Below are 20840 nucleotides of genomic sequence, written 5' to 3'. Positions count from 1 at the left end.
TGCCTTCGCCGTACCCGGAGGAGTCCGGGTCAGCCCTTGCGGCGCCGGGACCCGAGGGCGACCAGCCCCACCACCCCGACGGCGAGCAGCGCGACGGGCACGATGCGCTCCATCCGCGGCGCCCCCTCCTCGTCGACGAACTGCGCCCTGACATCGCTGATCACCCGGTTGACCTGCACATAAGCCCGTCCCAGGGTGTGGTCGACGTTGGCGACGACCTTGGCCTTGGCATCCCCGACGACGGTCTTCGGATGCACCCGCACCCCGATCTCGTCGAGCGTCTCGGCCAGCACTTCACGGCGGCGTCTGATGTCCGCCTCGATCTGCGCCGGGGTTCTGGTGTCCGACGTGTCCGCCACCGTACGGCCTCCGAGTTCTCTGGTGCTGTTTCGGACAGTCTGTCAGCTTCCCGCGCCGCCGCACTGTCAGGACCCCCCGTTACGCTAGACCGATGAGCGAGCGACTCCAGCCCGGGGACGTGGCCCCCGCCTTCACCCTCCCCGACGCCGACGGCAACGAGGTGTCCTTGTCGGACCACAAGGGCCGCAAGGTCATCGTGTACTTCTACCCGGCGGCCCTCACCCCCGGCTGCACCAAGCAGGCGTGCGACTTCACCGACAACCTGGACGTGCTGGCCGGCGCGGGGTACGACGTGATCGGCGTCTCCCCCGACAAGCCGGAGAAACTGGCGAAGTTCCGCGAGAAGGAGTCCCTGAAGGTCACCCTCCTCGCCGACCCCGACAAGCGGGTCCTGGAGGAGTACGGCGCCTTCGGCGAGAAGAAGCTCTACGGCAAGACGGTGGTCGGCGTCATCCGCTCCACGGTGATCGTCGACGAGCAGGGCAAGGTGGAACGCGCCCTGTACAACGTCAAGGCCACCGGCCACGTCGCCAAGATCATCAAGGATCTGGGCATCTGAAGACACGCTCGTATCACTAAGCGGCCAGCACCGGGGTGCACCCGTGCGGGCCGCTTTGCTTTTCGGGCGTGACTGTCCGATAAGCGGTTCGTTACTCCGTACGGGCCATGAACGCGTGGCCGAGAACGGAGGGGAATTGATGGGTGTCAGCGCATACAGCAAGGAGCGACTGGAGGAGGCTGCTCGGGGGGCTCAGACATTGTCGGAGGCGTTGGAGAGGTTGGGGGTGGACCCGAAAAGTTCGACGAGGCGGTACGTCCTTGGACGGATGAAGAAGCTTGGGGTGGATGTCTCCCACTTCGAGCGGGAGGGCGTGAAGTGGACGCGGGAGGTGCTTGAGCAGGCTGTCGCGGCATCGACCAACATGTGCGAGGTACTGCGCCACCTCGGGCTGGAGGTCGTCGGCGGCCACCACACCCACATCAGCCGCCGGATCAAGGCGTACGGCATCGACACCTCGCACTTTCAGATGCCGACGCAGCGGGGGAAGCCCTGGCGCGCTCGAACGCCAGAGGCACTGCTCGTCGAGCAGCCGGTCGGCAACGCCAGACGCGTTCCGAGCGACCGGCTCAAGTGGGCATTGACGGCCCTGGGGGTTCCGGAGCGGTGCGCTCTCTGCGGCACGGCGGTGTGGCGAGGATGTCCGCTGCCGCTGGAGGTTGATCACATCAACGGTAATTGGCGCGACAACCGCATCGGAAATCTCCGGTTCCTGTGCCCCAACTGCCACTCGGCAACGGACAATTACCGGGGGCGCGGCAAGGGTCGCACCAAAGGCTGCGCTTCATGAACAGCAGCGCCCACTTCGGGATCAACATCTCGCCCTTCAACCGCTCCAGCGGGCAAACCCTGCCAACACGTGACGAACTGTGTGCAGCGGTCTCCGAGTCGATCTCCATCGCAGAAGCACTTCGCCGATTGGGGCGTCCGGACAGCACCAGGCAACGCGAACTGCTGCGCCAACGGATCGCCGAAGAACAACTCACGACCGCACACTTCCTGGGCCAAGCGCATCAACGAGGGAAGCCCGGCGTGGTCCCCCTCAAGCGCCCCGAAGAGATTCTGGTCCAGCACGACCGCGCGCGCCGGACGAGAACCCACCTGCTGCGTCGTGCGCTCCTCGAAATCGGCGTACCGCAGGAGTGCGCCGAGTGCGGCGTCGGTCCGGAGTGGCTCGGGCGCCCCATGACACTGGAGATCGACCACGTGAACGGCGACTGGAAGGACAATCGGCGCGAGAACCTGCGGCTGCTATGCCCGAACTGTCACGCGATCACCAGCACCTGGTGCAGAGGGGGCGGACGACGGAAGGTGTAGCCCAGTAAAGTAGGCGTCGGCCCCGGCGCCCGTACGCCAACGGCCGAGCGGCGATCTTTAGGTGGTCGTGTTTGTCGGTTCGAATCCGACCGGGCGCACAGGCAAAAGGAGCCCCATGCCTTCGATTCGTAGGCATGGGGCTCCTTGGCGAGATCAGCCCAACAACTCCCGCACCACCGGCACCAACGCCCGGAACGCCTTCCCCCGGTGGCTGATGGCGTTCTTCTCGGCCGGGGTGAGTTCGGCGCAGGTGCGGGTGGCGTCGTCCGGCTGGAGGATCGGGTCGTAGCCGAAGCCGTTGGTGCCCGCGGGGGCGTGGCGGAGGGTGCCCCGCAGTTGGCCCTCGACCACCGCCTCGCGGCCGTCGGGCAGGGCCAGGGCCGCCGCGCAGGCGAAGTGCGCGCCGCGGTGTTCGTCGGCGATGTCGGAGAGCTGGGCGAGCAGCAGGTCCAGGTTGGCCTTGTCGTCGCCGTGCCGTCCGGCCCAGCGGGCGGAGAAGATGCCGGGGGCGCCGTTCAGGACGTCGACGCACAGGCCGGAGTCGTCGGCGACGGCGGGCAGGCCGGTGGCCTGGGCGAGGGCGTGTGCCTTCAGGAGTGCGTTCTCGGCGAAGGTGACGCCTGTCTCCTTGACGTCGGGGACGTCGGGGTAGGCGTCCGCGCCGACGAGTTCGTGGGTCAGGCCCGCGTCGGCGAGGATCGAGCGCAGTTCGGTGATCTTTCCGGCGTTGCGGGTGGCGAGGATCAAGCGGGTCATGCGGGCCAGTATCCCTTGCCGCGGCCGGTGGTTTACGGGGTGCAGACCTTGGTCAGTTCGCCCGCCGCGTCGGTGACCGGTCCGACGTCGGGGGTGGTGTCGCCGTTCTTGATCGCCGTGCGGATGGTGTCGACGGCTGTGCCGAGGTCGTCGACCGCTTTGTTGACGTCGGCGTTGTCGGTGGTGTCGCCGATCTTGTCGAGGTTCTTCTGGATGGCGTCGAGGGATTCGGCGGCCTGGGTGGGGTCGGTGGCCGCGTTCTCCACCGCCTGCTGGAGTCGGGTGACGCTGTCGGCGATGGAGTCGGCGGTGCGGACGCAGTCGAGGGCCTTGTTGACGCTGTCGCATCCGGTGGCGAGGCCGGTGGTGAGTGCGACGCCGGCTGTCACGGCGGCGACGGCGGTGATACGGGCTCGACGGCGGCGTCGGCTCGCGGCCATGGCTGGGTTCCTCCCCCGGTTCAGGCTGGCCGGGCGCACACCCCTGTGTCGTGCGCCCGTACCCATGGGGACGCCGGGGAGGCCGGCGGGGTTGCCCCGCGGGAGGCTTCTGTTTGGCGTGCTCTTTACTTTTCGAGGGTGGCGTCGAGCGCCTTGTGCTGGAGGGCCGCGAGGTCGGTGCAGCCGGTGACCGCGAGGTCGAGGAGGGCGTTGAGTTCGTCGCGGGCGAAGGGTTCGGCTTCGGCGGTGCCCTGGACCTCGACGAAGCGGCCGTCGCCGGTGCAGACGACGTTCATGTCCGTCTCGGCGCGGACGTCTTCCTCGTAGCAGAGGTCGAGGAGCGGGATGCCGCCGACGATGCCGACGGAGACGGCGCTGACGGTGCCGGTGAGTGGGCGGCGGCCGGGGCGGATCAGTTTCTTGCCCTGGGCCCAGGTGACGGCGTCGGCGAGGGCGACGTAGGCGCCGGTGATGGCGGCGGTGCGGGTGCCGCCGTCGGCCTGGAGGACGTCGCAGTCGAGGACGATGGTGTTCTCGCCGAGGGCTTTGTAGTCGATGACGGCGCGCAGGGACCGGCCGATGAGCCGGGAGATCTCGTGGGTGCGGCCGCCGATCTTGCCCTTGACGGATTCGCGGTCGCCGCGGGTGTTGGTGGCGCGGGGCAGCATGGCGTACTCGGCGGTGACCCAGCCTTCGCCGCTGCCCTTGCGCCAGCGGGGGACGCCTTCGGTGACGGATGCGGTGCAGAAGACCTTGGTGTCGCCGAAGGAGACGAGGACGGAGCCTTCGGCGTGCTTGCTCCAGCCGCGTTCGATGGTGACCGGGCGGAGTTGTTCTGGGGTGCGGCCGTCGATTCGAGACATGGAGTGGAGCCTAGTGCCTGGGCGGGTGGGCTCCCGGCCGGGCGGGGGGCGTCGGGGGCGGGCCCGTCTCCGGGGCCGGAGGCGGCGGCCGGTGCAGGGGCGTGGGAGGTCCTGCGCCGGGACGTGAGAGGTCCGGGACGCGGGAGGTCGTGCGCCGGGACGCGGGAGGTCCTGCCGCGAGCCGGGACCCCGGTCCCTTTACTCTCGCTTCGAGTTGCTCACGCTTCGAGGCCTCGTGGGGACGCGGGGAACTGTGCGACCGGCTCCCGCACCCCGTACCCCCGCATCTCGCCGGACCCCACCCGCCCACCGCGTGCCCCGTGCCGGAGGCGCCCGGCATGCGTGAGGGGCCCGGCCGCTGGCGGCGGGGCCCCCTACGGGTGGGCCGTGAGGCTCACATCATGTCTTCGATCTCCGAGGCGATCGGGTCGGCGTCCGTGCCGATGACGACCTGGATGGCGGTGCCCATCTTGACGACGCCGTGGGCGCCGGCGGCTTTCAGTGCGGCTTCGTCGACCTTGGAGGGGTCGGTGACCTCGGTGCGCAGGCGGGTGATGCAGCCCTCGATCTCCTCGATGTTGTCGATGCCGCCGAGTCCGGCGACGATCTTCTCTGCCTTGCTGGCCATGTTCCCTCTCCCTGGTCTGAACCGCTTTGTCGCAGTAACCCACAGTTGGCCCAGCTTCGCGAGCGTCCTTGTCGTACGTATCGAAGGATGGCGTTCACGGCAGCGGAACCGTCCGAAACTGGTCTACACCACCCGGGAGACGGTCGCCAAGCCCGCTTGTGAGCCGAGGGGCCCGGAGGGACGGCATGAGCGCGGACAGCACGGTCTCTCCCGCCCGCGCGCGCTGGAGCAGTCTGTTCCAGGGGTTGCAGAAGATGGGGCGCAGTCTTCAGCTTCCCATCGCGGTGCTGCCGGCGGCGGGCATCCTCAACAGGCTCGGCCAGCCTGATGTGTTCGGGGCGCGGGGGCTGGGCTGGACGGTCGTCTCGAAGGTGATGGCGGGGGCGGGGGGTGCGCTGCTCGACGGGTCGCTGGGGTTGCCGTTGTTGTTCTGTGTCGGTGTGGCGATCGGGATGGCGCGGAAGGCGGACGGTTCGACGGCGTTGGCGGCGGTGGTGGGTTTCCTCGTCTACTACAACGTGCTGCGGCAGTTCCCGCAGGGCTGTGCGGCGGGTGCGCGGGCGGTGGCGGTCGGCTGTCAGGCGCGGGACGGGACGGTGACGGCCTTCACGTATCAGAATCCGGGGGTGTTCGGGGGCATCGTGGTGGGGCTGCTGGCGGCGTTCTTCTGGGCGCGGTTCCATCGCACGCGTCTGGTGGACTGGCTGGGTTTCTTCAACGGGCGTCGGCTGGTGCCGATCGTCATGGCGTTCGTGGCGATCGTGTTCGCGGCGTTGTGTCTGTGGGTCTGGCCGCCGGTGGGTGCCGCGCTGGAGGGTTTCAGCGGGTGGATGCGGGGGCTTGGGGCGTGGGGTGCGGGGGTCTTCGGGGTGGCGAACCGGGCGTTGCTGGTGGTGGGTCTGCATCAGTTCCTGAACGTGCCCATCTGGTTCCAGTTCGGCAGTTATAAGGAGCCGGACGGCACGGTGGTGCACGGTGACATCAACATGTTCCTGGCGGGTGATCCGCAGGCGGGTCTGTTCACGTCGGGTTTCTTTCCGATCATGATGTTCGCGTTGCCCGCGGCGGCGCTGGCGATCACGCACAGCGCGCGGCCGGACCGCCGTGCGGAGGTGGGTGGTCTGATGCTGTCGGTGGGGCTCACGTCGTTCGTGACGGGCATCACCGAGCCGATCGAGTACTCGTTCATGTTCGTCGCGCCGTTGTTGTACGCGGTGCACGCGGTGCTGACGGGGGTGTCGATGGCGGTGACGTGGGGGCTGGGGGTGCACGACGGTTTCAGTTTCTCGGCGGGTCTGATCGACTACGTCATCAACTGGGGTCTGGCGACGAGGCCGTGGCTGATCGTGCCGATCGGTCTGTGTTGCGCCGTCGTCTATTACGTGGTGTTCCGTTTCGCGATCGCCCGGTTCGGTCTGCGGACGCCGGGTCGGGAGCCGGCGGAGGAGGTCGAGGACGTCTCCGAGGCGTGATCGGTGCGGTGTCGGCGGGCTTGCCGGCGGGCCTTCGACAACGTCACCAAAGTGTGACCCAAACCCGGCACCATGCTATGGAATTCTCAGTTCCGTGGGTGCCCTCCACCGTGTTACAACAGGTCTACACCACTGAGTGGTGTAGACCACCACCCGATGGAGGACGCATGAGCACCGCCACCGCGACGGCGGCTCCCGCAAAGAAGCGGGGATCCGGCCTGTTCCAGGGCCTGCAGAAGGTCGGCCGCAGCTTGCAGCTCCCGATCGCCGTGCTGCCGGCGGCGGGGATCATGGTCCGGCTCGGCCAGGACGACATCTTCGGCAAGGACGGCCTCGGTTGGGACAAGGTCGCCGCCGTGTTCAGCAACGCGGGCAGCGCGCTGACCGGCGCCCTTCCGATCCTGTTCTGTGTGGGCGTGGCCATCGGGTTCGCCAAGAAGGCGGACGGTTCGACCGCGCTCGCCGCGGTGGTCGGCTTCCTCGTCTACAGCAAGGTCCTCCAGGCTTTCCCGGTCACCGAAGAGGTGATCCAGAAGGGCAAGGACATACCGGCGAGCTACAACGACCCCGGGGTGCTCGGCGGCATCATCATGGGTCTGCTCGCCGCCGTGCTGTGGCAGCGCTTCCACCGGACCAAGCTGGTCGACTGGCTGGGCTTCTTCAACGGCCGCCGGCTCGTGCCGATCATCATGGCCTTCGTCGGCCTCGTGATGGGCGTCTTCTTCGGCCTGGTCTGGAAGCCGGTCGGTGAGGGCATCTCGAACTTCGGCGAGTGGCTGACCGGTCTCGGCTCGGGCGGCGCGGCCCTGTTCGGTGCCGTGAACCGGGCGCTGATCCCGGTGGGCATGCACCAGTTCGTCAACACGGTGGCCTGGTTCCAGCTCGGCGACTTCAAGAACTCGGCCGGCGACATCGTGCACGGCGACATCACCCGGTTCCTGGCCGGTGACCCGTCCGCCGGTCTGTTCCAGTCCGGGTTCTTCCCGATCATGATGTTCGGTCTGCCGGCCGCCGCGCTCGCCATCGCGCACTGCGCCCGTCCCGAGCGCCGCAAGGCCGTGCTGGGCATGATGGTCTCCCTCGCGCTGACCTCGTTCGTCACCGGTGTCACCGAGCCGATCGAGTTCTCCTTCATGTTCGTCGCGCCGGTCCTGTACGTGCTGCACGCGGTGCTGACCGCGGCGTCGATGGCGGTGACCTGGGCCTTGGGTGTGCACGACGGCTTCAACTTCTCGGCCGGCTTCATCGACTACGTGCTCAACTGGCATCTGGCGACCAAGCCATGGATGATCATCCCGATCGGGCTGGTCTTCGCGGCCATCTATTACGTGACCTTCCGCTTCGCGATCGTCAAGTTCGATCTGAAGACCCCGGGCCGCGAGCCCGAGGAAGAGGTCGAGGACCTCACCAAGGCGTGAGCCCCGCCCCGGCACGACGACGGCCCCGGAACCGATGCTCGGTTCCGGGGCCTTCCGGTGTGCGGGCCTTCCGGTGTGCGCACGGGCCTGAACTCCGTGCGGACCGGATCCGTCAGATCTCGTACGTCGCCCTGGGCGCCGCCAGTTCCACCGGGCCGTCGAAGACGGCGCGCGCGTCAGCCAGGTTGACCTCGGGGTCGGTCCACGGCGGGATGTGGGTGAGGACCAGGCGCCGGGCACCCGCGCGGGTGGCGCTCTGACCCGCCTCCCGGCCGTTGAGGTGCAGGTCGGGGATGTTCTCCTTGCCGTGGGTGAACGCGGCCTCGCACAGGAAGAGGTCGGTGTCCCGGGCCAGCTCGTCGAGTGCCGTGGTGACGCCCGTGTCCCCGGAGTACGTCAGTGACTTCCCGCCGTGTTCGACCCGGATGGCGTACGCCTCCACGGGGTGCCGCACCCGTTCGGTGTGCACGGTGAACGGGCCGATCTCGAACGTGGACGGCTTGATGGTGTGGAAGTCGAAGACCTCGCTCATGGAGGAGGCGGTGGGGGTGTCGGCGTAGGCGGTGGTCAGGCGCTGCTCCGTGCCCTCGGGTCCGTAGACGGGGATCGGGGCGGCGCGTCCGCCGTCGTGCCGGTAGTAGCGCGCCACGAAGTAGGCGCACATGTCGATGCAATGGTCGGCGTGCAGATGGCTGAGGAAGATCGCGTCGAGGTCGTAGAGACCGCAGTGGCGCTGCAACTCGCCGAGGGCGCCGTTGCCCAGGTCGAGGAGCAGCCGGAAGCCGTCGGCCTCCACGAGGTAGCTCGAACAGGCCGAGTCCGCGGACGGAAACGACCCCGAGCAGCCGACGACGGTGAGCTTCATGAAGCAGAAACCTCCGTTGGCGGTGAATCCGGCTGGACCGAACCGGAAGGAACGATCCACTAGGGGCGAAAAGGGGTTCGGAAAAAGGCAGACAGGGGTCGTGCGGTCCGTCGAGCGTAAAGCGCGAAAGCTTGGGTCGCGCCGTTGCCAGGGGGGGTTGTGGGCGAACTCACCTGTGCTGTCACCGGTTCGGCTGGACCGGGGGCGCAGGCGATATGACAGAGGGCGCGCGCGGGGTTGCACGCGCCGGTACCGTCAAGCCTATGGACACGTCCTGGTGGCTGGCGCTCGCGGCGGTGGTGCTGCTCGCGCTGATCGCCACGCTCGTCGACGGCTGGGGTCGCGGCCGTCGGCCGCCCCGGCGCAGGACGTGGTCACCGGGGCGCGACGAGCGTCCCCGGGCGGACGTGGCGCGGCCCCAGCCGGGTGACATCTGGTGGGCGAGCGTGCCGCACGAGGAGGGACCGGTGCCCGAAGGGGCCGCGCGCGGCGCCTCGGGCAGGGCGGCGGCGCGGGACGGGCGAGCGGAGGACCGGCCCTGTCTGGTGCTCGCGGTGCACGGCAAGCGGGCCACGGTTGCGAAGATCACCAGCAGGTACCGCGACGAACAGGCCGGGGTGATCCCGCTCCCGCCGGGTTCGGTGGGCGACGCGCAGGGCCGGCAGAGCTTCCTGGAGACGGACGAGCTGCGCCAGGTGCCGGTGTGGGATTTCCGGCGCCGGGTGGGCGTGGTCGATCCGGTGCTGTGGGACCAGGTGCGGCACCTGGCGACCTGAGCGCGTCCGGGCGGCGGGCCCGGCCGCGGCTCAGCGGACCCGTACGGTGACCGTCCAGCTCTGCAGGCCCTGGCAGGCGACCTGGCCGGGGCTGCCCTGGGCGCACAGCGGGCGGTACGAGGTGAGTCGCGCGGTGCCGGCGGCGACGGCTTCGTAGGCGGCGAGCGCGTGGCCCGGCTGGACGACGACGCCCGCGTTGACGGCCTTGAGTGCGGTGCCGGTGGCGGTGAGCGGCTGCCAGGGGCGGTCCGGGGTGCCGGCCAGATCGATCCGTACCACCCCGCCGCGCGTCAGGCACAGGCTGTGGCCGTCGTCGGCGACGGTCAGCTCGGCCTGGTTCACGCAGCCGCCGGAAGGGGTGCCTGACGCGGACGGGGTCGCCGGTGCGGACGGGGTCGACGACGGGGTGGTGCCGCCCGCGCTGTCCCCCGGGCCCGAGCCGTCGCCCGCCGCGCCGCAGCCGGCGAGCAGCAGCACGGCCGCCGCGGCGGCGAGCGTCGTGCGGTGGATCCGGTGGATCGTCGTACGGCGCATGGGGCGACCGCCTTTCCGCGAAGGTCTCGGACCGGTACGGATATGACGTTCCACCCGGCCGTGCGGATCCGTCGCGGACCCCCGCCGGTTTCCACCGGCCGGGGTCCGCCACTCGGCGGCCGAAGGGCCGGCGCGGGGTGCTACGCCCAGAGCTGGCCGTGCAGCGTCTCGATGGCCTCCTCGGTGGTGGCCGCCGTGTAGACGCCGGTGGAGAGGTACTTCCAGCCGCCGTCGGCCACGATGAAGACGATGTCGGCGCTCTCGCCGGACCGCGCCGCCTTGCGGCCGACGCCGATCGCGGCGTGCAGCGCGGCGCCCGTGGAGACACCGGCGAAGATGCCTTCCTGCTGGAGGAGTTCCCGGGTGCGGGTGACCGCGTCGGCCGAGCCGACCGAGAAGCGGGTGGTGAGCACGGAGGCGTCGTACAGCTCCGGTACGAAGCCCTCGTCGAGGTTGCGCAGGCCGTACACGAGGTCGTCGTAGCGGGGCTCGGCGGCGACGATCTGCACGTCCGGCTTGTGCTCGCGCAGATAGCGGCCGACGCCCATGAGGGTGCCGGTGGTGCCGAGGCCGGCGACGAAGTGGGTGATCGAGGGGAGGTCGGCGAGGATCTCCGGACCGGTGGTGGCGTAGTGGGCGCCGGCGTTGTCCGGGTTGCCGTACTGGTAGAGCATCACCCAGTCCGGGTGCTCGGCGGCGAGTTCCTTGGCGACGCGCACGGCGGTGTTGGAGCCGCCCGCGGCCGGTGAGGGGATGATCTCCGCGCCCCACATGCCGAGCAGGTCCCGGCGTTCCTGCGAGGTGTTCTCGGGCATCACGCACACCATGCGGTAGCCCTTGAGCTTGGCCGCCATGGCCAGTGAGATGCCGGTGTTGCCCGAGGTCGGCTCCAGGATCGTGCAGCCCGGGGTGAGCCGGCCGTCCTTCTCCGCCTGCTCGACCATGTGCAGGGCGGGGCGGTCCTTGACCGAGCCGGTCGGGTTGCGGTCCTCCAGCTTGGCCCAGATCCGGACGTCGGCGGACGGCGAGAGGCGCGGCAGGCACACCAGCGGGGTGTTGCCCACCGCAGCGAGCGGGGAGTCGTAGCGCATGGGGATCGGGGCCTGTCAGGCCATGCCGCCGGCCACCGCCGGCAGGATGGTCACGACGTCGCCGTCGGACAGCTTGGTGTCGATGCCGTCGACGAACCGGACGTCCTCGTCGTTCAGGTAGACGTTGACGAAGCGGCGCAGTTGGCCGTCCTTCGCCTCGTCGATGAGGCGGCCCTGGATGCCCGCGTGCCGGGTTTCGAGGTCGGCGAACAGCGCGGCGACGGTGTCGCCGTTGCCCTCCACCGCCTTCTGGCCGTCGGTGTACTGGCGGAGGATGGTGGGGATGCGGACCTCGATGGCCATGGTTGCGGGCTCCTGTCGGAAGAATCGGATCGGGCGCACAGTGGGTCCCCCGGCTTTCGGCACGTGGGGGGAGCGCCGCGGCTCACGGCCGCACGGCGGCACGGAAACGTCAACAGATGGCGCTGTTCAGCCTGCACAGATCGACGTGCAGCCGCGCCACGAGCAGCATGCCCGGCGCTTTCTCGCTCACGTCGTGGAGAACCATGGGCACATGGTATCGATTCCCGGTCCGCTTCCCGGAATGCGATCTCGCATGGTGGATGAATTCTGACCGAATTGCGGTCAGTACGCCGCCACGACCTTGACCTCTTCCTCGGTGACCTCGCCGTCGAGGATCCGGAAGGAGCGGAACTGGAACTCGCCGAGGCCGTCGGTGTCGGCGGTGGAGACCAGGACGTAGTGGGCGCCGGGCTCGTTCGCGTAGCCGATGTCGGTGCGGGACGGGTATGCCTCGGTCGCGGTGTGGGAGTGGTAGATGATCACCGGCTCCTCGTCGCGGTCGTCCAGGTCGCGGTAGAGCTTCAGGAGGTCCTGCGAGTCGAACTCGTAGAACGTGGGCGAGCGGGCGGCGTTGAGCATCGGGACGAAGCGCTCGGGGCGGCCGGTGCCCGCCGGACCCGCGACCACGCCGCACGCCTCGTCCGGGTGGTCCGCGCGGGCGTGGGCGACGATCCGGTCGTACAGGTCCTGGGTGAGGGTCAGCATGCGGGCAAGGATAAGCAGTGGGGCCGCTCCGTACCGAGGGGCGGTACGGAGCGGCCCATATGACGGACGTCCGGAGCGGCTGCCGCAGCGCTCGCCCTGTCGGGTGTGCTGCGGCCGGACGTCCTCGGTGGCGCAGTTCTCGGTGGGCCGGTCCTCAGCCCACCTGCTCCAGCGCCGGTTCGCGGCGGTCGGTGGTCCCGGGGGTGCCCTTGCGCAGGAACAGCCAGCCGATGCCGAGCGCGGCGGCCCAGCCCGCCATCACGTACAGGCAGACCCGGGCGTCGGCGTCGTACGCGATCAGTCCGGTGACGAAGAGGAGGAAGACGAGGGCGATCCAGCTGCACACCGATCCGCCCGGCGCCGGGAAGGAGGACGCGGGCAGCCGGCCCGCGACGACGGCGCGGCGGTAGCGGATGTGGCTGATCAGGATCATCATCCAGGTCCAGATGCCGGCCGCGGTGGCGACGGAGGTGACGTAGCCGAACGCCTTCTCCGGGACGACGTAGTTGAGGACCACGCCGATGCACATGAAGGCGACGGAGACCGTGATGGCGAGCGCGGGCGTCTTTGAAGTCGACAGCCGGCCGAACGCCTTGGGGGCCTCGCCGTTGTCCGCGAGGGTGCGCAGCATGCGGCCCGTGGAGTACATGCCGGAGTTGCAGGACGACAGGGCCGCGGTGAGCACCACGAAGTTGACGATGCCCGCGCCGGCCGGGATGCCGATGACGGCGAACGCCTTCACGAAGGGGCTGACGCCTTCGGCGAACTCGGTCCACTTCACCACGCACAGGATGACGGTGAGGGCACCGACGTAGAACAGCGCGATCCGCCAGGGCAGGGTGTTGATCGCCTTCGGGAGGGTCTTCTCCGGGTTCTCCGACTCGCCCGCGGTGACGCCGACCAGTTCCACGGCGAGGTAGGCGAACATCACACCCTGCAAGGTCATCAGGGAGGAGCCGATGCCCTTGGGGAAGAAGCCGTCGAACTGCCAGAGGTTGGAGACCGTGGCCGTGTCACCGGCGGCGCTGAAGCCGAAGGTGAGCACGCCCAGACCGATCACGATCATGCCGATCAGCGCGGTGACCTTGACCATCGAGAACCAGAACTCGATCTCGCCGAACAGCTTCACCGAGATCAGGTTGGCCACGAACAGGACGACGAGGAAGACCAGGGCCGTCAGCCACTGCGGGACGGACGGGAACCAGTAGTGGATGTAGATCGCGGCGGCCGTCAGCTCGGCCATGCCGGTCACCACCCACATCATCCAGTACGTCCAGCCGGTGAAGTAGCCGAAGAACGGGCCGAGGAACTCCCGGGAGTACTCGGCGAAGGAGCCCGTGACGGGCCGGTAGAGCAGCAGCTCCCCGAGTGCCCGCATGATGAAGAAGATGATGGCGCCGGAGACGGCGTACATGAGAATGAGACTGGGTCCGGCCTTGGCGATGTTCGCCCCGGCTCCAAGGAACAGGCCGACGCCGATGGCGCCGCCGATCGCGATCATCTGCACCTGACGGCTGCCGAGCCCGCGCTCGTAGCCCTCTTCCGGCGCCTCGGTGACCTGCGATGGGGTCATGTGCGGTGTGCCTTTCTCCACGCCGGTCCGGGCCCTTCGGCCGGCCTCGGACCGGATTCCGGTCCCCCCTGGGCTGCTGGAGTTGTGCTGGCCGGTGATCGACCGGCCGGCCGCGCCCCCGGCGGGACATGGGTGGTGTCCGCCGGGCGGTCGTGAAGATGTACCACGGCAGCCCCGCTGATCACACCGGTGCACTGTGGCGCACCACACGGGAAAAAATAGGATAAATGGCAAGCAATCCCATCAAAACCGGTCACTTTGGTGACGGGATCGTTATCCGGATTTGAGCGTCCTCTGAGCGAACAGGGAATGAACAGGGAATGCGGACGAATCAGGGCAGGAGCGTCGAGACCAGGGTCTCCTGGAGTCCGCCGAGCCACAGGTACGCCATCACCATCGGCTTGCGCGGGTCGTCGTCCGACAGCCGGTAGAGCAGCTCGGTGTCGTCCTCGTCGGTGATCTCCAGCCGGGAGCCGATCGCCAGCCGCAGGTCGTTGAGCGCGCCCAGCCACTGCCGGGACTCCTCGGGCGACAGCTTGAGGACCGCCCCGCCCTCCCCCGCCGCGGCCAGCGCGTCCAGGGCGCGGATCACCGCGAGGGCGTTCTCCCGCTTGCCCGCCCGCAGGTCGTTCTCGGTGTAGCGGCGGAACTCGGCGGAGGACGCCTCCTGCTCCGCCGCCCGGGCGGGCGAGTCCGCCGTCCGCCCGGGGTCGCCGTAGGCGTCCGGGAAGAGCCGGCGCAGCACCGGGTCGGCGGGCGGCTCGCTGGGCCCCTCGGTGAACAGTTCGGCGAGCGGGTCGGCGGGGGCGTCCGCGGGGGCGGTGCCGGGACCGATCAGTTCCAGCAGCTGGACGGCCAGCGACCGGATGATGGAAATCTCGACGTCGTCGAGCGCGACGGCCGCGCCGCCGCCGGGGAGCGGTTCGAAGTGTCCTGACATCGGTGGCGTCGTTACTTCCGGTCCTGCTGGAGGGTGGCCCACAGACCGTAGCCGTGCATCGCCTGCACGTCGCGCTCCATCTCCTCGCGACTGCCGCTGGAGACGACCGCCCGGCCCTTGTGGTGGACATCGAGCATGAGCTTGGTGGCCTTGTCCTTGGGATAGCCGAAATACGTCTGGAAGACATACGTGACATAGCTCATGAGGTTGACCGGGTCGTTGTGCACGATCGTGACCCAGGGGACGTCCGGCTCGGGTACGGCGAAGACCTCCTCCGCCGGCTCGGTGCGTTCGATCTCTACGGGCGCGGGTGACGTCACAACGCCCATGCTGCCACGCGGGGCAAAAATCGTCACACTGACGAGATGGGGGTAGCATGCGGGTTCATGGACACAGCGGACCTTGGGCTGCCGGAGGACGAAGGGCGCGGGGCACCGCCGCGCCGGGGCGGTGGCGGCAGGCGGGTGGGCGTGCCGTCGACGGCGCTCTTCACGGACCAGTACGAGCTGACGATGCTCCAGGCGGCCCTCAGGGCGGGCACCGCCGGGCGCCGGAGCGTGTTCGAGGTCTTCACCCGGCGGCTGCCGAACGGGCGCCGCTACGGCGTCGTGGCGGGCACCGGGCGGGTCCTGGACGCGGTCGAGGACTTCCGCTTCGACGTGGGCGTCCTCGACTTCCTGCGGGAGCGGCAGATCGTCGACGAGGACACCCTCCAATGGCTGTCCGAGTACCGCTTCACGGGTGACATCTGGGGCTACCCGGAGGGCGAGGTGTACTTCCCGGGCTCGCCGGTGCTGCGGGTGGAGGGCTCGTTCGCCGAGTGCGTGCTCCTGGAGACCGTGATCCTCTCCATCCTCAACCACGACTCGGCCATCGCGGCGGCGGCCTCCCGGATGTCCTCGGCCGCCGGGGACCGGCCGCTGATCGAGATGGGCGCCCGGCGCACCCACGAGCTGTCCGCGGTGGCCGCCGCGCGCGCCGCCTACATCGGCGGTTTCACCACCACCTCCGACCTGGCCGCCGGCTTCCGCTACGGCATCCCGACGGTGGGCACCTCCGCGCACGCCTTCACCCTGCTGCACGACAGCGAGCGGGACGCCTTCCGGGCCCAGGTGGACTCGCTCGGGCGGGGTACCACGCTGCTGGTGGACACCTACGACGTCGCCGAGGCGGTCCGGACGGCCGTCGAGGTCGCCGGGCCCGAGCTGGGCGCGGTGCGCATCGACTCCGGGGACCTGCTGCTGGTCGCGCACCGGGTGCGGCAGCAACTGGACGAGCTGGGCGCGACCGATACGAAGATCATCGTGACCTCGGACCTGGACGAGTACGCCATCGCCTCGCTCGCCGCCGCCCCGGTGGACGCGTACGGCGTCGGCACCCAGCTGGTGACCGGCTCCGGGCACCCGACCTGCTCGATGGTCTACAAGCTGGTGGCGCGCGCCGAGTCGGCCGACCCGCAGGCCCCGCTGGTACCGGTGGCGAAACGATCCACCGGCGGCAAGACCTCCATCGGCGGGCGCAAGTGGGCCGCGCGCCGGCTGGACGCCTACGGGGTGGCGGAGACCGAGGTCATCGGCACCGGGCCGGTGCCCGCGGAGCTGGCCGACCGGCAGCTCCTGGTCGAGCTGGCCAAGGGCGGCGAGGTGGTGGCCCACGAGCCGCTGGACGTCGTCCGCGACCGGCACGCCGCCGTACGCGCCCATCTGCCGCTGTCCGCGACCCAGCTGTCGCGCGGGGAACCCGTCCTCGCGACGGAGTACGTACACGGAGGCCCGGGGTACTAGTGGACGTGCCGGGGCCGACCGCCCCGGCCGCACCCCTCCCGCCCCGGAGCAGAAGTCTCTAGGCTCGTAACTTCACACTCCCCCGCCCGCCACGAGCAGGGGACCGCCAGTCGAAGGACACCGACCATGCGCCGCGCCTTGATCGTCGTAGACGTGCAGAACGACTTCTGCGAGGGGGGCAGTCTCGCGGTGGCCGGGGGCGCCGATGTGGCCGCCGCCATCACCGAGCTGATCGGCGATGGGGGTCCCCCCTGTTCGAGCGAAGCCGAGAACTCGGGGGACCCGGGCGGCTATCGGTACGTGGTGGCCACCCGTGACCACCACATCGCACCCGGTGGCCACTTCGCCGACGACCCCGACTACGTCCGCTCCTGGCCCGCGCACTGCGTCGCCGGCACCGAGGGCGTGGGCTTCCACCCTAACTTCGCCCCCGCGGTCGCCTCCGGCGCGATCGACGCCGTCTTCGACAAGGGGGCGTACGCGGCGGCCTACAGCGGCTTCGAGGGCGCCGACGAGAACGGCGTCCCGCTGGCCGACTGGCTGCGGGCCCGGGAGGTCGACGAGGTGGACGTGGTGGGCATCGCCACGGACCACTGCGTACGCGCCACCGCCCTGGACGCCGTGCGGGAGGGATTCCGCACGCACGTCCTGCTGGACCTGACCGCGGGCGTCTCCGCCGACACCACCCAGCACGCCCTCGAAGACCTACGAGAGGCAGGCGTGGAACTGTCGGGCAAACCGGTCGTCTAGCCGCGCCCCGGAGGGGCGCGGGGAACTGCGCGCCCAGCCACGACGCACCCGCAGACGACCGACGCCCCTCACGCCCCACCGCCCCCAGGCACCCGCGCCCGCACCCGCACCCGCACCGGAACCCGACGTTTCACAGCCCACTCAGCGGAGCGCGAGCGCGCCGCAGCGCCCTGATCGGATGCCACAGCTCCGTGGCCAGGTCCGCCGTCCCGACACTGTTGTCAGGCGCGGTACGCCATATCAGCCCGTCCGGATGGTGCAGCACCGCCGTGATCTCGTCCGGCGTCGGCGGAGCCGCGTTGCCGCGCAGGTAGACCGCCCGCATGCCCAGGTTGCGCAGCCGCGTCAGGGCGCGGGCCCGGTTCCGGGCGTGCACCAGCACACGCACCGCACCCGCGGCCGTGCCCGCGGGCGCGCCGTCGGCGGCGGGGCTGGGCAGATTCAGTGCCACCACCACCGTGCCGTTCGGCAGCTTGCAGAAACCTCCTGCGGCCATTCAGTCACATCCCCGTTTCGGTCGGTGTCAATAAGAGCGCCACAGGACGCACCTAAACACGATCGGCGGCGACCCGCCAAGGGGTCGCCGCCGATACGTCTCTGACCTGCGAGGATGCGAGCTACTTCACCGCGGGGCCGACTTCGATGTCGATCGTCGAGCCGTCACGGGCCTGCTTGTCGATCTTGATCTTGGTGTTGGTGTCAGTGATCTTGACACCACCCGCCGGGTTCGACGAGTCGTAGTAGGTGGCGGCGTGGTCGTTGAAGACCGACACCCCGTTCGACGACTTGATCCGGGTCGGCACGTCCGCCTTGTGCAGCGTGATGCCGTCCGTGCGCTCCAGGCTGAACGTCGAGTCGTAGGCCTGCATGCGGTTGCGCATCAGCGTGCCGTCGGACCACCGCAGCGCCGTCGGGTGCGAGTCGACCGGGAGGATGAGGCCGGTGCCGGGGTGCTGGCCGGTGTTGTTGTCCTGCTCGGAGGTGTCCCACTTCCAGATCAACAAGCCATTCTGGTACGGGTAGTGCTCCACCCAGTCCGGACGGGTCGTCGAGAAGCCGAAGTTGTACGGGCCGGTCTTCAACGTCGTGTCGTACGAGACGTACTGGCGGTTCTCGGCGACGTAGTACTGCGCGTAGTCCTTGGTGAAGGACGCGCCGATCCGGGAGAACCCGTTCGCCGTCCAGGCCGCGTCCGCGCTCTCGGCGTCGTCGGCGAAGACCGTCGTGCCGTCCGCGGTGACGGTGATCCGGTCGGCCGCGAAGCCGTCTTCCGCCACACCGCCGTCGGTGGCGTAACGGAACCGCAGGTCGATCTTCTGGCCCGCGTAGGCGTCGAGCGGGTACGACAGCTTCTTGTACGCGTCCGAGAACCCGGTGAGGGCGGGCTTGTCGCTGCCGTCCCGGCCGATGGCCTGGCCGTCCGCGGTGCCGTCGAGCGCGGTCCAGTTGGCGCCGCCGTCGGTGGAGACCTCGGCGTAGAGGTAGTCGTAGTTGGCCTCGATGGCCCACCAGCCGTCCAGGGACAGCGTGGCCGACGACTTGCCCGTCAGGTCGACGGACCGGGTCAGGGTGTTCTTGAGGTCGTTGCCGCTGCCGCTCCACCACTGCGTCGAGCCCTGCGCCGGGGCGACGATCTCGGTGGTGACCTCTTTGTCCGGGAGGGTGACGACCAGCGCCTGCGGGTTCTTGGTGTTGTACTCGGCGACGCCCAGCTTGTGCGCGGACCTGGTGCCCGCCTTCGCCACGTCGTAGTCGAGCCAGCCCAGCTGGAGCTTGTCCCAGGCGTTCATGTCGCCGGGCAGGTCACCGATGGCGTCCTCGCCCCGGCCGAGCCAGGAGCCGGAGGACATCAGGGTCCAGAAACCGGTGGAGTTCTCGCCGCCCGCGGTATCGTACTCGTCCGGCAGGCCGAGGTCGTGGCCGTACTCGTGGGCGAAGACGCCCAGGCCGCCGTTCTCCGGCTGGATGGTGTAGTCGCCGACCCAGATGCCGGTGTCGCCGATCTCGGCGCCGCCCAGCTTGTTGTCGTCGGGGCCGGTGGCGCCGGCGTCGGTGCCGTAGGCGTACCAGCGGTGCGCCCAGATCGCGTCCTCGCCCTGGACGCCGCCGCCCGCGGACTCGTCCTCACCGGCGTGCACGATCTGGAAGTGGTCGATGTAACCGTCGGGCTCGTTGAAGTCGCCGTCGCCGTCGTAGTCGTAGCGGTCCCACTGGTCGTACTTGGCCACGTCCGCCTTGATGTCGGCGTCGGAGCGGCCGGCCGCCTTCTGCCCGGCGACCCAGGACTTCAGGCCGTCGCTCACCACGTTCCAGACGCTGGAGCAGGTGCTGGAGCCGCACGCGTTGTTGCCGTAGCGGGCCTCGTTATAAGGGACCTTGACCCAGCCGGAGACCTCGCCGTCCACCGAGTAGCGGCCCGAGGACTGCTTCTCGTAGTACTTCTTCAGCGACTCGGTGTCCTTGCCGGTGCCGAAGTAGAGGTCCTCGTAGTGCTTCTGGTCGTAGTCGGCCTGCCAGTCGGTGCTGTTGTCACCGGCGCGGTCCGGCGCGGCTATCTCGTTGTGCTGGGGGCCGGCGGAGCCGCCGTAGCGGGGGTCGGTCTGGTCGCCGAACTCGACCAGGATCGTGAAGATCTCGTCGGTCTTCTCCCGGCCCAGTTCGACGTACTTGCTGTCGCCCTTCTTGCTCTTGAGCTGGACGACCTGCGAACCGTCGCGGTCCTGCACCTTGGCCCGGCCGGCGATGACCTGGTCGAGCGCCTCCTGGCGCTGGGCGTCCTGGGTCCTGCTCAGCGGGCCGTCGAGGTCGTGCGTCTCCTGCTTCACCGGGGCCGGGTCGTGCCGGTTCGCGGCGGCCGACGCGGCCGTGGTGCTCGCCTCCGCGACGGCGAACGTCGCGAACGTGGCGGACGCCGCCGCCAGCGCGACGCCGACCGCGGCGACTCTGAACGTCCAGGGTCTGCTGGTCACTTGAGTTCCTCCCCAGCGTCGCGCGCACGAACAGGACGGGTCCTGGGCATGGAGGGGTCCGTGCGTGATCAACGCGTGTAGTCAAGTGACGTAATTTGACTAGAGGTTTAGGAGAAAAGACAGGTCTTGACTTGAGCAGGACAACTGGACTATGTACGGACTCCGGCGCGGAGAGGGGCCGGCGACACCGGCGGAGCACCCAACGAGCGCGTGGGCCAGGGCACTTGCCGGATGCATGACTCCGTGCGCCCCCCGTGCACCGGTACCGTGGGTTAGGCCACGCTTACCAACCGTTCCACTCGGGCATGCACGCGAATAGAGTCGAAAGTGGAACGCCCGGAAGTCGGCTGAAAGCCAGGCCGGTTGACCGCCTCACCCCCGATATCCTCCGAGGACACGATTGCCATGCCTCGTCCGACTGCCGCACAGCTCGCCTACGGTTCGTGCACCGTCATCTTCTCGACGCTCGCCATGCTGCTGCTGTCGCAGACGAGTTCGGGACTGGGTATCGCCGTGATCGCCCTCGCGGCGCTCGCCCTGGGGCTGCTGGTCGCCATGACGGTACCCCTGCCCAAGTCCCGTACGGCCGCCCCCGCGGCCAAGACGCCGGCCACCACCGAGCGGGTGGTGCCGGCGCCCCGCAAGCCGGTGGCCGCCGCGGCCGAGCCGGTGCGCGAGCCCACGGTTCGCTGAACGCCCCACGCAGTCGGCGGGTCCGTGTCGCACACGGACCCGCC

At 69.5% G+C, this 20840-nt stretch carries 25 protein-coding genes and 1 tRNA gene; 10 read left to right on the top strand and 16 right to left on the bottom strand.

Translation table 11 applies throughout. The features are described 5' to 3' along the window. Positions 1–29 precede the first annotated feature (29 nt). Positions 30–359 carry a DUF3618 domain-containing protein gene (locus ACFY2B_RS25305; protein ID WP_390765354.1) on the bottom strand — a complete coding sequence of 110 codons (330 nt, stop codon included), beginning with the start codon at positions 357–359 and terminating at the stop codon, positions 30–32. A gap of 92 nt (positions 360–451) precedes the next feature. Between ACFY2B_RS25305 and bcp the strand changes: the two genes are divergently transcribed. The 4 genes from bcp to ACFY2B_RS25285 all read left to right on the top strand — a co-directional run bounded on the left by bcp (position 452) and on the right by ACFY2B_RS25285 (position 2334). Next, positions 452–919 (top strand): thioredoxin-dependent thiol peroxidase, encoded by a 468-nt coding sequence (gene bcp / locus ACFY2B_RS25300; RefSeq protein ID WP_376523856.1) that lies wholly within the window; start codon positions 452–454, stop codon positions 917–919. 139 nt (positions 920–1058) lie between these two features. Then, positions 1059–1709 carry an HNH endonuclease signature motif containing protein gene (locus ACFY2B_RS25295; protein WP_390765429.1) on the top strand — a complete coding sequence of 217 codons (651 nt, stop codon included), beginning with the start codon at positions 1059–1061 and terminating at the stop codon, positions 1707–1709. Beyond that, entirely contained in the window at positions 1706–2236 is a 531-nt protein-coding gene (locus tag ACFY2B_RS25290) for an HNH endonuclease (protein WP_390765353.1), read from the top strand. Before ACFY2B_RS25295 ends, ACFY2B_RS25290 begins: the two co-directional genes overlap by 4 nt. Positions 2237–2261: 25 nt before the next feature. Then, positions 2262–2334, top strand: a tRNA-Leu gene (locus ACFY2B_RS25285). Between the two features lie 55 nt (positions 2335–2389). Here the strand turns inward: ACFY2B_RS25285 and rdgB are convergent. The 4 genes from rdgB to ACFY2B_RS25265 form a co-directional block, all read right to left on the bottom strand. Continuing rightward, positions 2390–2992, bottom strand: a complete 603-nt coding sequence (rdgB, locus tag ACFY2B_RS25280) for an RdgB/HAM1 family non-canonical purine NTP pyrophosphatase (RefSeq protein ID WP_390765352.1) — start codon at positions 2990–2992, stop codon at positions 2390–2392. 32 nt (positions 2993–3024) lie between these two features. Further along, positions 3025–3432 carry a hypothetical protein gene (locus tag ACFY2B_RS25275; RefSeq protein WP_390765351.1) on the bottom strand — a complete coding sequence of 136 codons (408 nt, stop codon included), beginning with the start codon at positions 3430–3432 and terminating at the stop codon, positions 3025–3027. Positions 3433–3557: 125 nt separating this feature from the next. Next, a complete protein-coding gene (gene rph, locus ACFY2B_RS25270) occupies positions 3558–4295 on the bottom strand; it encodes a ribonuclease PH (RefSeq protein WP_390765350.1) in 738 nt (245 codons plus the stop codon). Between the two features lie 394 nt (positions 4296–4689). Beyond that, positions 4690–4923 carry a glucose PTS transporter subunit EIIB gene (locus ACFY2B_RS25265; RefSeq protein ID WP_376523848.1) on the bottom strand — a complete coding sequence of 78 codons (234 nt, stop codon included), beginning with the start codon at positions 4921–4923 and terminating at the stop codon, positions 4690–4692. Positions 4924–5108: 185 nt separating this feature from the next. Here ACFY2B_RS25265 and ACFY2B_RS25260 point away from each other — a divergent pair, with 185 nt between their 5' ends. Beyond that, positions 5109–6395, top strand: coding sequence for a PTS transporter subunit EIIC (locus ACFY2B_RS25260; protein ID WP_390765349.1), 1287 nt, complete (start codon positions 5109–5111; stop codon positions 6393–6395). 167 nt (positions 6396–6562) lie between these two features. After that, complete coding sequence (locus tag ACFY2B_RS25255) at positions 6563–7813, top strand: PTS transporter subunit EIIC (protein ID WP_390765348.1); 1251 nt, start codon at positions 6563–6565, stop codon at positions 7811–7813. A gap of 112 nt (positions 7814–7925) precedes the next feature. Here ACFY2B_RS25255 and ACFY2B_RS25250 read toward each other — a convergent pair whose 3' ends face one another. Further along, entirely contained in the window at positions 7926–8678 is a 753-nt protein-coding gene (locus tag ACFY2B_RS25250) for an MBL fold metallo-hydrolase (protein ID WP_390765347.1), read from the bottom strand. 263 nt (positions 8679–8941) lie between these two features. Here ACFY2B_RS25250 and ACFY2B_RS25245 point away from each other — a divergent pair, with 263 nt between their 5' ends. Continuing rightward, positions 8942–9454, top strand: a complete 513-nt coding sequence (locus ACFY2B_RS25245; RefSeq protein ID WP_390765346.1) for a type II toxin-antitoxin system PemK/MazF family toxin — start codon at positions 8942–8944, stop codon at positions 9452–9454. A gap of 30 nt (positions 9455–9484) precedes the next feature. Here ACFY2B_RS25245 and ACFY2B_RS25240 read toward each other — a convergent pair whose 3' ends face one another. The 8 genes from ACFY2B_RS25240 to clpS form a co-directional block, all read right to left on the bottom strand. Next, positions 9485–9988 carry a hypothetical protein gene (locus ACFY2B_RS25240; RefSeq protein ID WP_390765345.1) on the bottom strand — a complete coding sequence of 168 codons (504 nt, stop codon included), beginning with the start codon at positions 9986–9988 and terminating at the stop codon, positions 9485–9487. A gap of 140 nt (positions 9989–10128) precedes the next feature. After that, a complete protein-coding gene (locus ACFY2B_RS25235) occupies positions 10129–11079 on the bottom strand; it encodes a PLP-dependent cysteine synthase family protein (protein ID WP_390765344.1) in 951 nt (316 codons plus the stop codon). Positions 11080–11094: 15 nt separating this feature from the next. Beyond that, positions 11095–11382: a MoaD/ThiS family protein gene (locus ACFY2B_RS25230; protein ID WP_376523836.1), complete on the bottom strand. Its 288-nt coding sequence runs from the start codon at positions 11380–11382 to the stop codon at positions 11095–11097. Between the two features lie 109 nt (positions 11383–11491). Continuing rightward, positions 11492–11587 carry a putative leader peptide gene (locus ACFY2B_RS25225; protein ID WP_376523835.1) on the bottom strand — a complete coding sequence of 32 codons (96 nt, stop codon included), beginning with the start codon at positions 11585–11587 and terminating at the stop codon, positions 11492–11494. A gap of 77 nt (positions 11588–11664) precedes the next feature. Next, entirely contained in the window at positions 11665–12087 is a 423-nt protein-coding gene (locus tag ACFY2B_RS25220; protein WP_390765343.1) for a Mov34/MPN/PAD-1 family protein, read from the bottom strand. Between the two features lie 154 nt (positions 12088–12241). Further along, positions 12242–13660, bottom strand: coding sequence for an amino acid permease (locus tag ACFY2B_RS25215; protein ID WP_390765342.1), 1419 nt, complete (start codon positions 13658–13660; stop codon positions 12242–12244). 331 nt (positions 13661–13991) lie between these two features. Continuing rightward, positions 13992–14600 (bottom strand): DUF2017 domain-containing protein, encoded by a 609-nt coding sequence (locus tag ACFY2B_RS25210; RefSeq protein ID WP_390765341.1) that lies wholly within the window; start codon positions 14598–14600, stop codon positions 13992–13994. A gap of 11 nt (positions 14601–14611) precedes the next feature. Continuing rightward, positions 14612–14929: an ATP-dependent Clp protease adapter ClpS gene (gene clpS / locus ACFY2B_RS25205; RefSeq protein WP_390765340.1), complete on the bottom strand. Its 318-nt coding sequence runs from the start codon at positions 14927–14929 to the stop codon at positions 14612–14614. Between the two features lie 57 nt (positions 14930–14986). Between clpS and ACFY2B_RS25200 the strand changes: the two genes are divergently transcribed. Both ACFY2B_RS25200 and ACFY2B_RS25195 read left to right on the top strand, forming a co-directional pair. Next, positions 14987–16384, top strand: coding sequence for a nicotinate phosphoribosyltransferase (locus ACFY2B_RS25200; protein WP_390765339.1), 1398 nt, complete (start codon positions 14987–14989; stop codon positions 16382–16384). Positions 16385–16510: 126 nt separating this feature from the next. Continuing rightward, positions 16511–17134: an isochorismatase family protein gene (locus ACFY2B_RS25195; RefSeq protein WP_390765338.1), complete on the top strand. Its 624-nt coding sequence runs from the start codon at positions 16511–16513 to the stop codon at positions 17132–17134. Between the two features lie 130 nt (positions 17135–17264). Here ACFY2B_RS25195 and ACFY2B_RS25190 read toward each other — a convergent pair whose 3' ends face one another. Beyond that, entirely contained in the window at positions 17265–17630 is a 366-nt protein-coding gene (locus tag ACFY2B_RS25190; protein WP_390765337.1) for a hypothetical protein, read from the bottom strand. Between the two features lie 121 nt (positions 17631–17751). Next, a complete protein-coding gene (locus ACFY2B_RS25185; RefSeq protein WP_390765336.1) occupies positions 17752–20103 on the bottom strand; it encodes an immune inhibitor A domain-containing protein in 2352 nt (783 codons plus the stop codon). A 405-nt stretch (positions 20104–20508) separates the two neighbouring features. Here ACFY2B_RS25185 and ACFY2B_RS25180 point away from each other — a divergent pair, with 405 nt between their 5' ends. After that, complete coding sequence (locus ACFY2B_RS25180) at positions 20509–20796, top strand: hypothetical protein (RefSeq protein ID WP_390765335.1); 288 nt, start codon at positions 20509–20511, stop codon at positions 20794–20796. The last annotated feature ends 44 nt before the right edge of the window (positions 20797–20840 follow it).

Origin of the sequence: Streptomyces sp. NPDC001270 (assembly GCF_042896695.1) — a bacterium.
In the GTDB taxonomy this organism is placed as follows: Bacteria; Actinomycetota; Actinomycetes; order Streptomycetales; family Streptomycetaceae; genus Streptomyces.
Note: the sequence above shows the minus strand (reverse complement) of the source record. Positions and strands in the feature narration are given on the sequence as shown.